13 protein-coding genes are annotated in these 13,843 nt (G+C 69.7%); 4 read left to right on the plus strand and 9 right to left on the minus strand.

All coding sequences use genetic code 11. The annotated features are described in order from the left end of the window. Window positions 1–19 precede the first annotated feature (19 nt). Entirely contained in the window at window positions 20–1,231 is a 1,212-nt protein-coding gene (gene ilvA, locus NDI65_RS11765; protein WP_089779470.1) for a threonine ammonia-lyase, read from the minus strand. 356 nt (window positions 1,232–1,587) lie between these two features. On the opposite strand from ilvA, the gene NDI65_RS11770 reads away from it, so the two are divergent. Beyond that, complete coding sequence (locus NDI65_RS11770; protein ID WP_089779468.1) at window positions 1,588–2,979, plus strand: MATE family efflux transporter; 1,392 nt, start codon at window positions 1,588–1,590, stop codon at window positions 2,977–2,979. Window positions 2,980–3,091: 112 nt separating this feature from the next. Here NDI65_RS11770 and citZ read toward each other — a convergent pair whose 3' ends face one another. Then, window positions 3,092–4,231: a citrate synthase gene (citZ, locus tag NDI65_RS11775; protein WP_089779466.1), complete on the minus strand. Its 1,140-nt coding sequence runs from the start codon at window positions 4,229–4,231 to the stop codon at window positions 3,092–3,094. A gap of 297 nt (window positions 4,232–4,528) precedes the next feature. Here citZ and NDI65_RS11780 point away from each other — a divergent pair, with 297 nt between their 5' ends. After that, entirely contained in the window at window positions 4,529–5,737 is a 1,209-nt protein-coding gene (locus tag NDI65_RS11780) for a TrkA C-terminal domain-containing protein (RefSeq protein WP_089779463.1), read from the plus strand. A gap of 29 nt (window positions 5,738–5,766) precedes the next feature. Here NDI65_RS11780 and NDI65_RS11785 read toward each other — a convergent pair whose 3' ends face one another. Further along, window positions 5,767–6,084 (minus strand): hypothetical protein, encoded by a 318-nt coding sequence (locus NDI65_RS11785; RefSeq protein ID WP_089779462.1) that lies wholly within the window; start codon window positions 6,082–6,084, stop codon window positions 5,767–5,769. A gap of 72 nt (window positions 6,085–6,156) precedes the next feature. Between NDI65_RS11785 and NDI65_RS11790 the strand changes: the two genes are divergently transcribed. Together NDI65_RS11790 and NDI65_RS11795 are read left to right on the plus strand one after the other, a co-directional pair. Further along, window positions 6,157–7,113, plus strand: coding sequence for a succinylglutamate desuccinylase/aspartoacylase family protein (locus NDI65_RS11790; RefSeq protein WP_089779460.1), 957 nt, complete (start codon window positions 6,157–6,159; stop codon window positions 7,111–7,113). A gap of 58 nt (window positions 7,114–7,171) precedes the next feature. Then, complete coding sequence (locus NDI65_RS11795; protein ID WP_089779458.1) at window positions 7,172–8,275, plus strand: pyridoxal-phosphate dependent enzyme; 1,104 nt, start codon at window positions 7,172–7,174, stop codon at window positions 8,273–8,275. Window positions 8,276–8,307: 32 nt separating this feature from the next. Here NDI65_RS11795 and NDI65_RS11800 read toward each other — a convergent pair whose 3' ends face one another. The 6 genes from NDI65_RS11800 to NDI65_RS11825 form a co-directional block, all read right to left on the minus strand. Further along, a complete protein-coding gene (locus NDI65_RS11800; protein ID WP_310893680.1) occupies window positions 8,308–9,627 on the minus strand; it encodes a hypothetical protein in 1,320 nt (439 codons plus the stop codon). Between the two features lie 124 nt (window positions 9,628–9,751). Continuing rightward, a complete protein-coding gene (locus NDI65_RS11805; RefSeq protein WP_089779454.1) occupies window positions 9,752–10,033 on the minus strand; it encodes a DUF2892 domain-containing protein in 282 nt (93 codons plus the stop codon). A gap of 118 nt (window positions 10,034–10,151) precedes the next feature. Beyond that, a complete protein-coding gene (locus NDI65_RS11810) occupies window positions 10,152–10,886 on the minus strand; it encodes a protein-L-isoaspartate O-methyltransferase (protein ID WP_089779452.1) in 735 nt (244 codons plus the stop codon). A 21-nt stretch (window positions 10,887–10,907) separates the two neighbouring features. Next, entirely contained in the window at window positions 10,908–11,846 is a 939-nt protein-coding gene (locus NDI65_RS11815) for a class I SAM-dependent methyltransferase (protein WP_089779450.1), read from the minus strand. A 96-nt stretch (window positions 11,847–11,942) separates the two neighbouring features. Further along, a complete protein-coding gene (locus NDI65_RS11820; protein WP_089779448.1) occupies window positions 11,943–12,599 on the minus strand; it encodes an HVO_0476 family zinc finger protein in 657 nt (218 codons plus the stop codon). A 123-nt stretch (window positions 12,600–12,722) separates the two neighbouring features. Beyond that, window positions 12,723–13,682: an aminopeptidase gene (locus tag NDI65_RS11825; protein WP_310893681.1), complete on the minus strand. Its 960-nt coding sequence runs from the start codon at window positions 13,680–13,682 to the stop codon at window positions 12,723–12,725. Window positions 13,683–13,843: the final 161 nt, after the last annotated feature.

A 13,843-nucleotide genomic window follows, 5' to 3' on the forward strand; every position in this document is an offset into this window, starting at 1 on the left:
GCCGCTCCCGGCGACGCGGTCAGTCGAGGACTTCCACGTCGTAGCCCGCGTCGCGGAGTTCGCCGAGGAGCGAATCGACGTGGTCGGGCCCGCGCATTTCGAGGTCGATTTCGACCTCGGTCGCGTTTAGCGCGATTTTCCGGGAGGTGCGGTCGTGCCTGACGGCGTAGATGTTCGCCTTTTCGGCGGCGATAATCCCGATGAGCTGTTCGAGCGAGCCGGGGCGGTCTTTCAGTTCGGTCCGAATCTTGAGGTACCGACCCGTCTCGACGAGGCCGCGCATCACCACGGTCGTCAGCGTGTTCATGTCGATGTTGCCGCCGCACAGCGCGGGGACGACGACCTCGTCCTCCTCGTAGTCGAACTTCTGGAAGAGGAGCGCCGCGAGCGCGACGGCCCCCGCGCCCTCGACGAGCGTCTTCGCGCGTTCGAGCAGGTAGGTGAGCGCCACCGCAATCTCCTCGTCGGAGACGGTGACGACCTCGTCGACGCGCTCGCGGATGACCTCGAAGGGCTTGTCGCCGATTCTGCGGACGGCGATGCCGTCGGCGATGGTGTCCACCTCGTCGATGGTCTGAATCGACCCCTTGTTCAGCGAGTCCGCGGCGCTGGAGGCCTGTTCGGCCTGCACGCCGATGACGCGGGCGTCGGGGAACTGTTCTTTGATGGCCGTCGAGATGCCGGAGATGAGGCCGCCGCCGCCGATGGGGACGACCACGGTGTCGAGGTCGGGGCAGTCCTCGGCGATTTCGAGGCCGATGGTTCCCTGTCCGGCCATGACGTACTCGTCGTCGAAGGCGTGGACGTACGTCCGGCCCTCCGACTCCTCGATTTCGTGGGCCTTCGCCTGCGCCTCGTCGTAGTCGTTGCCGTAGAGCACCACGTCGCCGCCGTAGCGCTCGGTCGCTTTCACCTTCGAAATCGGCGCGTACTCCGGCATGACGATTTTCGAGTTCACGCCCGCCCGCGACGCCGCGAGCGCGACGCCCTGCGCGTGGTTGCCGGCGCTCGCGGTCACGACGCCGGCGTCTTTCTCCTCGTCGGAGAGCGTCGTGATGCGGTTCGTCGCGCCGCGAATCTTGAACGACCCCGTGCGCTGGGTGTTTTCGAGCTTCAGGTACACCTCGGCACCCGTCATCTCCGAGAAGGTGTGGGAGTACTCCAGCGGCGTCTGCCGGGCGACCGCTTCGACGCGCTCGCGGGCGGCTCGTACGTCGTCAAGCGTGAGCATGGTCGGAAATCGCCCGTGTCTGTGTTTAATCGTTCGGGAACCGGTCCGCATCAGGGGCGTGATGTCAACCCTCACGGTCGTCGGTTGAGAATCCGGCCTCGGCCCCGACAACGCGCGCCGTCGCCGTCGCTCGCCGGTCGGTGAAGGGGAAAGGGGGAATGCACGCGTGTGACGTGCAACTGTCTTTCTGGTCCCCGTACATATAAACGTCCCCCACCCGGAGTGAAAGTGAAATCGAACGACGGCGGCGACCAAGCGCTCGCGTCTGACGCTCGGCATTCGCGCGTCGCATCGAAAGCGACCGACGGGACCGCCGCTTCCGGTAGCGTCAACTGCGCGAGGTCCGTGGCCTCGGCATGAACATCGGTCGCCTCCGGCGGGTCTGGAAGCGCATCTTCTCGCTCGCGTGGCCGGTGATGGCCGAGCAGACCGCCCAGACGGCGATGCGGACCGTCGACGTGGCCGTCACCGCGGCGCTCTCCCCGGCCGCCGTCGTCGCTATCGGCCTCGCCGACCTCTACGCCCGGTTCCCGCTCCGCATCGGCCTCGGCCTCGGCGGCGGCGCAATCGCGCTCTCCAGTCAGGACACGGGGAGCGGCGCGGACGCCAACCGGAGCGAGGCCATCTCGACGGCGCTCCTCCTCGCGTTCCTCGCGGGAATCCCGTTCCTGATTTTCGGCTTCACGCTCGGCGAGGCGGCCATCGGCGCGTTCCCTGCGAGCGACCGTGCCGTCGCCCTCGGAACGACGTATCTCGCGGTCATCTTCGCCACGTCGCCCGCGCGGTTGGTCTCGCTCGTCGGCTCGCGGTCGCTGCAGGGCGTCGGCGACACCCGGACGCCGATGCTGGTCAACGTCTTCGCCAACGTCGTCAACATCGGGCTGTCGGTCGGCCTCGGCTTCGGCCTCGTCGGCCTGCCGGCGCTCGGCGTGCTGGGCGTCGGACTCGCCACCTCGACCGCGAACGTCCTCTCGGCGGGGCTGCTCCTCGTCGCGCTCGCCCGCCCCGCGTCGCCGACCTCGCTGGTCCGCCCCCGCGACCGGACGGTCGCCGGCCAACTCGTGCGCATCGCCACCCCTCGGGTCGGTGAGGGCATCGCCGCCGAACTCGCGGAGTTCCCGTTCAACGCGCTCCTCCTCGGCTTCGGCGACGCCGTCAACGCCGGGTTCCAAATCGGCCGCCGGGTGTACCAGCAGGTCGCCAGCCCGCTGGCGCGCGGCTACAACGTCGCCGCCAGCGTCCTCGTCGGACAGGCGCTCGGGTCGGGCGACAGCGAGGCCGCGCGGTATCAGGGCGAGGCGGTGGCGCTCCTGTCTGTCGTCTCGGTCGGCGGTATCGGTCTCCTGCTCGCGGCGTTCACCGAACCCGTCGTCGGCCTCCTCGGCTCCGGCGGCGGCGCGGACATCGAGTGGGCCGTGAAGTTCGCCGTCGCCTACGGCCTCGCCGCGCCGGGACTGGCGCTCTTCGTCGGCCTCTCCGGGTCGCTCCAGGGCGCGGGCGCGACGCGAATCCCCTTCGTCGCCCGGCTGACCGGGGTGTTCGGCTTCTTCGTCGGCCTGTCGTACCTGCTGGTCGACGTGTTCGACTACGGCCCGCTCGGCGCGCGAATCGGCATCGTCCTGTCGTTCACGTGGATGGGGCTGTTCGCGCTCGTCGCGTTCTACTACGCCGACTGGGCGGGCCACGCCGACTCGCTCATGGTCGAACGCGGGAGCGTCGGCGTCGACGACGTGGGCGAAGACGACTGAGCGAGGCGCGCTCGGACGACGGACGGCGGAGACGGAAGCGGGAGCGCCCCCGGCGGGCGACGCGTCGCTCCGGGTGACGGGGAACGGGAAAAAGTCGCGTGCGACGCGTCGCCTATCGCTCGTCGACCGACGGGAAGTCGAGGTCCTTCTCGCCGGTGTAGCGGGCGCGGGGGCGGATGAGACGGTTGTCCTCGTACTGTTCGAGGACGTGCGCTATCCAGCCGCCGACGCGCGAGACGGCGAAGATGGGGGTGTAGAGGTCGATGGGGATGCCCATCTGGTAGTACGTCGACGCGGAGTAGAAGTCCACGTTCGGCGCGAGACCCTTCTCCTCGCCGATGTACTCCTCGATGGCGACCGACATCTCGTACCACTTCATGTCGCCGGCGGCCTCGCCGAGCGCCTCGGACTTCGCGCCGAGAATCTTCGCGCGCGGGTCCTTGACGTTGTAGACGCGGTGGCCGAACCCGGCGACGCGCTCGCCGCGGTCGAGGGCGTCTTCGACCCACTCGGTCGGGTCCATGTCGCTGTCGTCGACGTCCTTCAGCATCCGCATGACGTTCGCGTTCGCGCCGCCGTGGAGCGACCCCGAGAGCGTGCCGACGGCCGAGGTGACCGCGCTGTAGAGGTCAGAGAGCGTCGAGGACGTGACCATCGCGGAGAACGTCGAGGCGTTCAGGCCGTGGTCGGCGTGGAGCACGAGCGCCATGTCGAACGTCTCTGCGAGCACCTCGTTCGGCTCCTCGCCGTTGAGCATGTAGAGGAAGTTCGCGGCGTGATTCAGGCTCTCGTCGGGTTCGACGTAGTCGTCGCCGCGACGGAAGCGGTCGTAGGCCGCCAGCACCGACGGCATCTTCGCGGTGATGCGCTTTGCCTTTTCGAGGTTGACCTCGCGGTCGGTCACGTCCTCGAAGTCGGCGTTTTCGTCGTACGCCGACATCGCGGAGACGAGCGTTCGGAGCGCCGCCATCGGCGACTCGTCCTGCTCTGCGAGCTCGCGCGCCACGTCGAGGACGCCGTCGTCGAGGCCGCGGTGGGCCGCGAGTTCGTCGGAGAACGCGTCGAGTTCCTCCCGCGTCGGCAGCTCTCCGTGCCACAGGAGATAGAGCACTTCCTCGTAGCTTGCGTCCCGTGCGAGGTCTTCGATATCGTACCCGCAGTAAACGAGTTGTCCCGCGTCGCCGTCGATGAAACTGAGCTTCGATTCGGTGACCAGCACACCTTCCAGCCCCCGCTTCAGTTCGCCTGACATACCCAAAACGTTGCCTACCATATCAAAAAAGCGTTACCGTTTTCACTCATATGTTATCGACCGCCATACACATACGACGGCAGTCCCGTCTGTCGGTTTCGCGGACAGTCGGTGTCTAAAATAGTGTTCGACAATTGTCGTCATTTCCGGCCCCCTTATACGGGGCTCCCGAGCGGGTCGCACGCGCCGCTCGGACGACCCGCGCAGTCATATACGTCGGCGGCGTAGTTCTCTCGAACCACGGTGGCACCACTATTCCTGGCAAGCCTTTTGCCGTCCCGTCGTGAAGCCGGGCGCATGAATCCGGAGGACATCGAGTACGAGCCTGTCAGCGTCAAGGCCGTCCTCGCCGAGATGAAAGACACCGCGGAGTTACTCATCGACCTCTCGTACTCCGCCGTCCTCCACGCGAACGACGACCTCGCGGCCGAGGTCCTCGACCTCGAAGAGCGGATGGACATCCTCCAGCTACAGGCGCGTATGAGCCTGATGATGGCCGCCCGCAGCCCCGAAGACGCAGAGGAACTCGCGCCCGTCCTCGGCGTCGTCGGCGCGGCCGAGAAGATTTCCGACGCCGCGGGCGACATCGCCAAGGTCGTCATCGAGGACATCGGCCTCCCGGACGCCATCCGCGCGGCGCTCCCCGAGGCCGTCGAGACGACGATTCGGTGCGAACTCACCGACGAGTCGCCGTACGCGGGCCGGGACCTCGGCGACATCAACATGGAGACCGAGACGGGCGTCCGCGTCGTCGCCATCCATCGCGCCGGCGAGTGGGTGACGAACCCCGACCACGAGACGACGCTCCGCGCCGGCGACGTGCTCCTCCTCCGCGGCCGCGACGACGGCCTCCAGACCGTCCACGAGGCCGCCACCGGCCTCCGGTACGACCCGCCGGACGTGCCCGAGCCGACCATCGAGGACCTCGAACGCGCCGTCGACTCCATCGTCCTGATGAAGGACATGAGCGAACTCGCCGTCGACCTCGCCTACGGCGCGGTGCTGTTCGACAGCGAGGGCGTCGCCGAGGAGGTCGAGGAGCTCGAAGCCGAGGTGGACGCGCTCAAGTCCCGGTTCGAGGCGTGGACGCTCCGCGCGGCGAGCCGGGTCGAAGACCCCGTGTCGCTCCGCGGCCTCGTCCAACTGGCGGGCGCGACCGAGATGATTTCGGACGCCGCGCTCGAAATCGCGGAGGGCGTCCTCCGCGGCATCGACGCCCACCCGGTCGTCGCCGCCGCGGTCAAGGAGTCCGACGAGGTCATCATCCGCCTGCGGGTCGCCCCCCGAAGCGACCTCGCGGAGGCGACCCTCGGCGACCGGCGCGTCAAGACCGAAACGGGGATGCGCGTCATCGCGGTCCGCCGGGCCGGCGGCCGCGAGTGGGTCGTCTCGCCGGGGTCGGAAACGCGGCTCCACGGCGGCGACCTCATCATCGCCAAGGGGACCAGAGCCGGCGCGGAGCGACTGGGCGAACTCGTCGGCGACGAGCGCGAGTTCGACGAGTAGGCCGAGACCGAGCCAACGGAACCGACGGCTCAGAGCGACTTACTCAGTCGGTACGCAGAGACGAGCGTCAGCGCCGTCGCGACGAGCAGCGCCGTCGCGGACGCGAGGACGAACGCGAGGAGGAGGAACCAGCCCTCGGGGCCGAGTATCGGGTACTCGCGGGTGCCGGCAAAGGGGCCGAACAGTTCGAGGACCCGAAACAGGTAGGCGACGACGGCCAACGCGAGGCCGACGGTCGCCCCGATAGCGGCGTTTCGCGGCACGTCCAGCGCCTGCACCAGTCCCCCCGTCGGCGGTCGGTCGGGAACGTCGTCTGTCACGGTCGCCGGTTGCGGCCGCGAGACCATAGCGGCAACGCTTTCCTCGGGGGACCTCAGCGGACCGAACCCCTAAAGGGAGGTGGGTCCGAGGTTGGCGGTATGATTACCTTGGGAACGGCGAGCGCGGCCCCGGGGGAGATGGACGTGGGCCGCCTCGAAGTCGGCGAGTCCCGCGACGGCGGGAGCGTCGGCCTGCCCGTCGCCGTCATCAACGGCGCGTCGTCGGGCAAGACGCTCTACATGCAGGCGGCCTCGGACGGAGACGAACTCAACGGCGTCGGCGTCATCCAGCGGGTCGTCCCGCAGCTCGACCCCGCGGAAATCTCCGGGACGATTCTCGTCGTCGGCATCGTCAACTACCACGCCTTTCAGGTCGCGCAGCACCGGAACCCGATAGACGACACGAAGATGAACCGGGCGTACCCCGGCGACGAGCGCGGCACCTCCTCGGAGCGCATCGCGGCCGCGACGTTCGCCGCCGCCCGCGACGCCGACCTCATCGTCGACCTCCATCAGGGCTCGACGAGCCGGATGATAGACGAGGTCCGCGTCCGCTGTGGCCGCCACCACCGGATGCACGCCAAGTGCCTCCGGCTCGCCAAGACGTTCGGCTGCGGCTACGTCCTCGACCAGAAAGGTCCGGACGGCCAACTCGCCCGCGCCGCCCCCGACGCCGGGATTCCGACCATCGACCCCGAACTCGGCGGCTGCGTCGGCTGGGACGAAGAGAGCATCGAGAAAGGCGTCCGCGGCGTCTACAACGTCCTCCGCGGCTACGACTTCCTCGACGGCGACGTGGAGCTGAAAGCCCAGACCCGCGCCCGCGGCTTCGACCAGTACGGCTCGCCGGTCGGCGGGCTCGTCCGGTTCAAGCGAGACCTCGGCGAGCGCGTCTCCGCCGGCGACGTGGTGTTCGAGGTGACCGACGTGTTCGGCAAGCTCAAAGCCCGCGTCACCGCCGACCACGACGGCATCTTCTGGCGGGCGCGACGCCTCCCGCAGGTCGCCTCCGGCGAGTACGTCTGCTCCGTCGGTATCGACCTCGACACGTACTGACACCGGCTCCATTCCACTCCACTCGACCCAATCCCACTCGACTCACCCACCCACGTTCATGACGACATCACCCGAACTCCCGACCCGGCTCCGACTCGCGTGCGACGCCTGCGGCGAGACCTACGACGCGTGGCGCTGGCGCTGTGCCTGCGGCGAACCGCTGGACTTCGCGGCCGACCCGACGCCGTCGGCGGCCGCCCCCGCCGACGCCGACCTCGACTACCGCGACGGCCTCTGGGCGTTCGACGAGTTCCTCCCGACCGACCCCCACGCCAGCCTCGGCGAGGGGATGACGCCCCTCGTGGACGCCGCGGAGTGGGAGGCCTCGTTCAAGCTGGAGTACGTCTTCCCCTCCGGCTCGTTCAAGGACCGCGGCGCGACGACGATGCTCTCTCTCGCGTCCGAACTCGGCGTCGAGCGCGTCGTCGAGGACTCCTCGGGCAACGCGGGGGCCGCCGTCGCCACCTACGCCGCCCGCGCCGGCATCGACGCCGAAATCTACGTGCCCGCGTCGGTCAAGCCCTCGAAGCTCCGCGCCATCGAGCGCGCCGGGGCGAAGCCGGTCCGAATCGAGGGCTCCAGACAGGCCGTGACCGACGCCTGCGTCGAGGCAGTCGAGGCCGACGACGCGTGGTACGCGAGCCACGCGTGGAACCCCGCGTTCTTCGCGGGCACGGCCACCGTCGCCTACGAAATCGCCGCCCAGCGCGACTGGTCGGTCCCCGACGCGGTCGTCACGCCGCTGGGCCACGGGACGCTGTTCCTCGGCGCGTACCGCGGCTTCCGCGCGCTCTACGAGGCGGGCTGGACCGACCGGATGCCCGAACTGTACGGCGCGCAGGCCGCCGGCTACTCGCCCATCGCCGACGCCCGCCACCACACGGCCGACGAGACCAACGACGTGGCCGACGGCATCCAGATTCTCGACCCCGTCCGCGAGGCCGAGATTCACGAGGCGCTCGACGACACCGGCGGCGACGCCATCGCCCTGTCGGCCGACGCGGTCGAAGACGAACTCGACCGGCTCCACCGCCACGGCTTCTACACGGAGCCGACCTGCGCCGTCGCGCCCGCGGCGCTCCGCGAACTGCGCCTCTCGGGCGTCCTCGACCGCGACGCCGACGTGGTCGTGCCGCTCACCGGAAGCGGACTCAAGTCGTAATCTCGCTCAGAACACCGCCGAGACGGCGACGGTCACCGCCGGAGCCAGCGGAACAGGGACCAGCCGCGTCCCGCGCGTTCGCCTCGCTCTCCGCCCCCGTCGCCGCCTTCGTCTCCGCCGTCGCTCACCCGCGCTTCGAGGTCGCGCCGTCGCTCCCGCTCCGCGTCGAGTTCGCCGCGGAGCCGCTCGTTTTCGTCGACGACGTCGTCGAGCCACGCCCGGAGTTCGTCGAACCGGTCGAACGCCCCGCGCTCGCCAATCGGCGACGCGTCGGTGGGTGTCGCCGGCCGTCCTCCCGGGTCGGTCGCCGCGTCGTCGTCGCGTCCGCCACGCCGCCGTCCGTCGTCCGACGGCGTGGACGACCGCCGGACCGCGCTGGACCAGCCCGACGGGTCGTAGAACTCGCTCGTCTCCCGAATCGCTCGCTGGACCGTCTTCGCGCCGTAGGTCGACCCGTCGGCGTACGCGACCTCGTCCCACTTCGGCCGAAAGAGCCCGGAGTCCCGAAACAGGCGACACATCTGTCGCGCGTCGCCGGCCGTCCAGAACGCGAGGATGGAACACAGCGCCGCGTCCGCCTCGTCGCGGTCGTCGTAGTCGCTCGCGTCACCGCGCCACAGGTGGGTGAACGTCACGCGGTTCACGGCGGTCGAGGCGCGGTCGACTATCTCGTCGTCGTCGAGGTCGTTACCCGGACCGCTTATCTCGTCGAGGCGGGCGTCGGCGGGGGCTCGCCCCGCGCTCGGCGCGTCTGGGTTGGTCGAGTCGAGTGCGTTGACCGACTCGACCGGCGTCACCGTCGGCGGCTCCGGGTCGACTTCGACGTACGCGCCGTGAATCGCCGCGAGCGCGTCGCTCCGCTCGGCGACCGCCGGGGGCGCGCCGTCGACGCGGTCGCCCGTCACGGGACAGAACCGCGCGCCGGCCGAGAGTTCGAGGGCGTCGGCTCGGGTGCGTCCCAGCGGGAGCGTCCCGCGGACGATTACTTGCAGGCCCGTCCCCGAGGGACTGACTTCCGTGTAGGAGTCGAGCCGGTCGACGAGCGTCCGCGCCCACGCCGCGGTCGCGCCGGTGTCGGTGTCGCGGCAGTTGTCGAGTTCGATACTGACGAAGGGGTCGTCGTCGGTGAAGACGTAGCCCACGCCGTCGGCGCGACCGTCGCGAACGAACGCGAGCGCTTCGTCGAACGTCGCCCACGTCGAGGCGTCGGTCACGGACGCGGGGCCGCCGGTCGCGTCCTGTAGAATCGCCGTTTCGGCACCGTCGCACGTCTCTGTCCGCCACCCGACCCAGTTGGCCCGTTCGAGCAGGTCGTCCGGGAGCCGTTTCCGCGTCGGGATGGGTGGCGTCATCGCTACTTCCGGTCTCTGGAGCGATGCAAAAGCTGTTTCCCGCGAGTTATCTGTTTTGATAATTCGGGTGTCATCATCACCGCTCTCCGGGGCGGCCGGTCTCGACTGCGATTCAAAGAAAAGCTCACTGCGCGCGGGGCTTGCCCGCGGATTCGGTCTCGGTATCGGTCGTCTTCGCGCCCTCGTAAGTGTTGAAGCCCAGCAGGTCGTTGAGCGGGCACTTCTGGGTGACCGCCGTGGTCGCGAGGACCGCTCCGACGAGGAGCGCCGCGACGGCGACGACGAGTCCGAGGGTCCCCGCCGCGATGGTCAGGAAGCCCGCGAGACCCGCCGCGCCGACGACGATGAGCACCGGTCCGAGGACGGCGCGCGCGATGCGGTCGTAGCCGCCGACGTTCTTCTCCATGGTTGATTCACCGGTACTAGCTACGCGCTCGGCGGCTAAATCGTGGATCGGTGGTTCTCGCCCCCGGAGAACCGTGACTGTCGCGCCGGCCGACGCGTCGACCCTCCCGCTCGTTCGTCTACCCGCGGCCGCCCCAGTCTATCCAGTCCTGTTCCCAGCCGTGGCCGGCGTGCCAGCCTCGACCCTCGTACTCGGGGTCCTCGCGTCGCGTCCGGTTTCTGACGATGCTCCCGGTCTGCTCGCCGTCCACGAGCAGCGGTTTGAACGACAGCGGGCCGAACGACTCGGCAACCTCGCCGTCCTCGACGGCGACGAGCGTCTGCTCGCCGACGCCTTTCGGCATGACGAGTCGGCCGCCGTCGGCGAGTTGCGCGAGGAGTCTCGCGGGCGGGCGGACCGCCGAGGCCTCGACGAGGATGCGGTCGAAGGGCGCGTAGTCGGCCAACCCCTCCGCGCCGTCGCGGCAGTCCACGAGGACGCCGCCGTAGCCGGCGCGCTGGAGGTTCTCGCGCGCCTCGTAGACGAGCGAGCGCGTGATGTCGACGGCGTGGACGTGCGCGTCGCCGACGATTTCGGCGAGGACCGCGGCGGTGTAGCCGACGCCCGCGCCGACGACGAGCACCTCGTCGTCCGGTTGCGGGTCGAGCGCGGAGAGCAGGCGCGCGACCGTCGTCGGCGCGAGGATGGTCGTGTTCGTGTCGCGGTGCTCCGTCGGGCGGTTCTGATACGGCGAGTCGGTGACGAACTCGTGTCGCGGGACGCTGCGCATGGCGATGGAGACGGCCTCCGGGAGCGACTCAAGCGAGTGCTCCAGGCCGTCGACCATGTCGTCGCGCAGCACCGAGTTGTCCATATCCGAACTCGGGGGTCGGTCCTAATCAACCGCACGCTCGCCGACGACCGCCTGCAGGTCGGTCCCCGGCACGTCTCGGACCGCACAGCCGTCGAATCCGGCCGATTCCATCCACGAGCGAACCGTCGCCTCGTCGTAGAGGTCGCCGCGGCCCGTGGCGAGCGCGTCCACCGCCCGTCCGGCCGTCGCGTCGGTCGAACACCGACCGTGCAGGCTATCGACGAAGACCGCCGCGCCGCCGGGTTCGAGGGCGTCGCATGCGCCGGAGACGAGCGCCCGCGATTCGGCCGGGTCGCGCCCGGCGAAGGCGTCGCCGGCGAAGACCAGCTTGAACCCCGACACCGGCGGGTCGGTCGGGTCGCCCGCGACGAGGTCCACGCCGGCGCGCGAGAGGAGCGGTCGGACGACTTCCACGGTGTCCGCGTCGTCGACGAGGGTCACGTCGCGGCCGCGGGCGAGAAACTCCCGGGCGAAGACGCCCGACGCGCCGCCGAGGTCGAGGACGCGCGTCGCGTCGGGTGCCTCGCGGACCGCGGCGGTGACGCAGGCCCGGACGACCGATTCGTCGGTGGCGTCGTGCGCGCCGAGTCGGTTTCGAAGCCAGTCGTCCGGGAGCGCGGGCGACCCGCCGGACGCCATCGTCTCCGGGAGGTCGGCGTAGAGCGAAAAGCGGTCGAGCGCGTGCGGGAGGCGGCCGATGGAGCGCACGTCGCGCTTGGCGAGGAAGCCGAGCGCGCGGTTGGTTATCTCGTACTCGTCGCCGACGCGCTTGATGAAGCCCATCGCGGCCAGCGCCTCGACGGTGATGCGGGCGGCTCGGGAGTCGATACCGGCGGTTTCGGCCACGGCCTCGACGGTGCCGGCGCTCGTCGTGAGCGCGTCGATGACGCCGCTCTCGCGGGCGGCCCACAGGAGCGCGAGCGATTCGACCGACGACTGCGACCGGTCGCGGGTAGGCATGGTCGCACCGACGGGGCCGAAAACAAAAGGTCGTGCGTTGGGCCGGCGGGACGGGCCGTCGGCGGCGGGTCGGAGCGGTTCGGCGTCGGCTCCGCCTTACCAGGCCGACCACGCGGTCGAGGTCTGGTCGCGGGCGTAGACGCGCTTCGCGTCCTTCGCGTACACCATGTCGCCGGGGTGGTCGAGCTTGCCGTGGCGGTACTCGGGGGCGTCCGAGCGGACGACGAGGCCTTCGATTTCGACCTCCTCGTCGCCGAACGCCTCCGTCTCGCCGACGACGAACTCGTAGTCGCCGGGGACGTTGACGGTGACGCTCCGGGTGTCCTCGCGCTTGCCGTCCTTCGGGTGGATGGTGACGTTGACCGCGACGTTGTCGACGACGCGGGTCCAGACGGTCTTCACGTCCGCGACTTCGGCCTCGTCGGCGCGCTGTTCGGGGCCGACCTCGATGCCCGTGATGCGAACGAGCTGAATCGCCTCGGGCGTGTCGACGATGAACTCGTCGCCGACCTCGATGGTCGTGCCGACCGGCACGGGCACCTCGGTCGAGACGGAGTCGCCGTCCTGCGAGACGACGACGTTCATCTCGGTCTCGTCGGGAATCTCGACTTTCTCCTTGTGGACGTGGCCGCATTCGGTACACCGGACGGTCGAGTGACCGCCGGGCTTCAGCACCTCGTGGACGGTGGGTTCGTCGGGCGAACACGTCGGACAGGAGAGGGGGACGCGCTCGCCGGCGTCGGGTAGGCTCATACGGGTCGCTAGCCCATCAGGGCGTAAAAAGCCGCCTTTCTCCGTTTCGGCGTGGGAGTCGGTGGCAGGACGCTCGTTCGGCGACCCGCTGGCCGCGCGGCCGCGGTCGCGGCGTGCGCCCGCTCAGGGTTGCGGCAGGTCGACTTCCTCGCCGTCGGCGTACACCGTCGGCTCGCGGACGATGCCGTCGAGGTGGAGCGGCGCGTCGGTGTCGCCGCCGATGCCGGCGTCGTCGCCGATGGCGATGTGGACCGTGCCCGCGGCCTTCTCGTCGAGCAGGACGGAGCCGACGAGGTCGGTCACGCCGACGTTGGTGCCGATGCCGATTTCGGCGAGGTTGTAGGCGTCGTCGCCGACCTCCTCCGCCGCGGCCTCGACCTGCTCGCGGATGTCGTCGTCGGAAATCTCGGTGACGTAGCCGTCTTCGACCTCGAAGCGGAGCTCCCGTCCCTCGTCGAGGAGGCCGTGGGGCATCATCGTCCCGTCGACGACGTAGGTGCCCGTCGCGGACGCGGGGCTGAGGAAGATTTCGCCCGCGGGGAGGTTCGAAAACGAGCCGGCCTCCGCGATTGCGCCGGTGTCGGCGAGCCACTCGCGGTCGCCGCGGACGAACGTGATGTCCGTGCCCTTCTCGGTCGTGACGCGCAGTTCGTCGGCGTCGCTGACGGCGTCGAGCATCGCCGCGCTGTGGTCGTAGATGGCGTCGTAGTCGGCGTCGAGGCCGGTGACGAACACCTCCTCGGTGATGCCCGGAAGCGTCGCGCCGCGAGCGCCGGCGTCGCAGGCGTCGCCGCGGGCGCGGGTGTGGCTCAGGCTCTTCGTCGTCGGCGCGAGGAAGGCGTCGCAGGCCTGCATCGCGGCGGCGACCGGCGCGGGCGGCTCCTCGCCGTGTTGGTTCCCCGGCGGGTAGCGGACGATTGCGGCGTCGTCGGTCACCTCGCTTGCGACCTCGTAGAGCGCCTCGCCGATGCGCTCGCGCTTGTCGTCGGTGACGACGACGAGCGACTCGTCGGGCTGGAGGTCGAGACACTGGCGGACCGCCGTCTCGCTGGCGGCGCGGAGGTCTGCGTCGGATTCGGGCATGTGGACACCTGCGCCGCCGGCGCTGTTAGGCGTTCCCATCCCGTTCCCCCCGTTCGGTTCTGGCCTCTCCCGCCCCGAATCGGGGGTTCACTCGCGTCGGAGGTAATCGAGGGACTCACTCGCCCGAGAGTTAATTTCTAAGTATTAACCATCGAAATAAC

The sequence above is a fragment of the Haloferax sp. S2CR25 genome (assembly GCF_031624535.1).
GTDB classification, from domain to species: Archaea; Halobacteriota; Halobacteria; order Halobacteriales; family Haloferacaceae; genus Haloferax; species Haloferax massiliensis.

Bases quoted from the DNA above. Each gene is read 5' to 3' on its own strand.
- ilvA (WP_089779470.1), bottom strand. From the start codon at position 1,231: ATGCTCACGCTTGACGACGTACGAGCCGCCCGCGAGCGCGTCGAAGCG.
- NDI65_RS11770 (WP_089779468.1), top strand. From the start codon at position 1,588: ATGAACATCGGTCGCCTCCGGCGGGTCTGGAAGCGCATCTTCTCGCTC.
- citZ (WP_089779466.1), bottom strand. From the start codon at position 4,231: ATGTCAGGCGAACTGAAGCGGGGGCTGGAAGGTGTGCTGGTCACCGAA.
- NDI65_RS11780 (WP_089779463.1), top strand. From the start codon at position 4,529: ATGAATCCGGAGGACATCGAGTACGAGCCTGTCAGCGTCAAGGCCGTC.
- NDI65_RS11785 (WP_089779462.1), bottom strand. From the start codon at position 6,084: ATGGTCTCGCGGCCGCAACCGGCGACCGTGACAGACGACGTTCCCGAC.
- NDI65_RS11790 (WP_089779460.1), top strand. From the start codon at position 6,157: ATGATTACCTTGGGAACGGCGAGCGCGGCCCCGGGGGAGATGGACGTG.
- NDI65_RS11795 (WP_089779458.1), top strand. From the start codon at position 7,172: ATGACGACATCACCCGAACTCCCGACCCGGCTCCGACTCGCGTGCGAC.
- NDI65_RS11800 (WP_310893680.1), bottom strand. From the start codon at position 9,627: ATGACGCCACCCATCCCGACGCGGAAACGGCTCCCGGACGACCTGCTC.
- NDI65_RS11805 (WP_089779454.1), bottom strand. From the start codon at position 10,033: ATGGAGAAGAACGTCGGCGGCTACGACCGCATCGCGCGCGCCGTCCTC.
- NDI65_RS11810 (WP_089779452.1), bottom strand. From the start codon at position 10,886: ATGGACAACTCGGTGCTGCGCGACGACATGGTCGACGGCCTGGAGCAC.
- NDI65_RS11815 (WP_089779450.1), bottom strand. From the start codon at position 11,846: ATGCCTACCCGCGACCGGTCGCAGTCGTCGGTCGAATCGCTCGCGCTC.
- NDI65_RS11820 (WP_089779448.1), bottom strand. From the start codon at position 12,599: ATGAGCCTACCCGACGCCGGCGAGCGCGTCCCCCTCTCCTGTCCGACG.
- NDI65_RS11825 (WP_310893681.1), bottom strand. From the start codon at position 13,682: ATGCCCGAATCCGACGCAGACCTCCGCGCCGCCAGCGAGACGGCGGTC.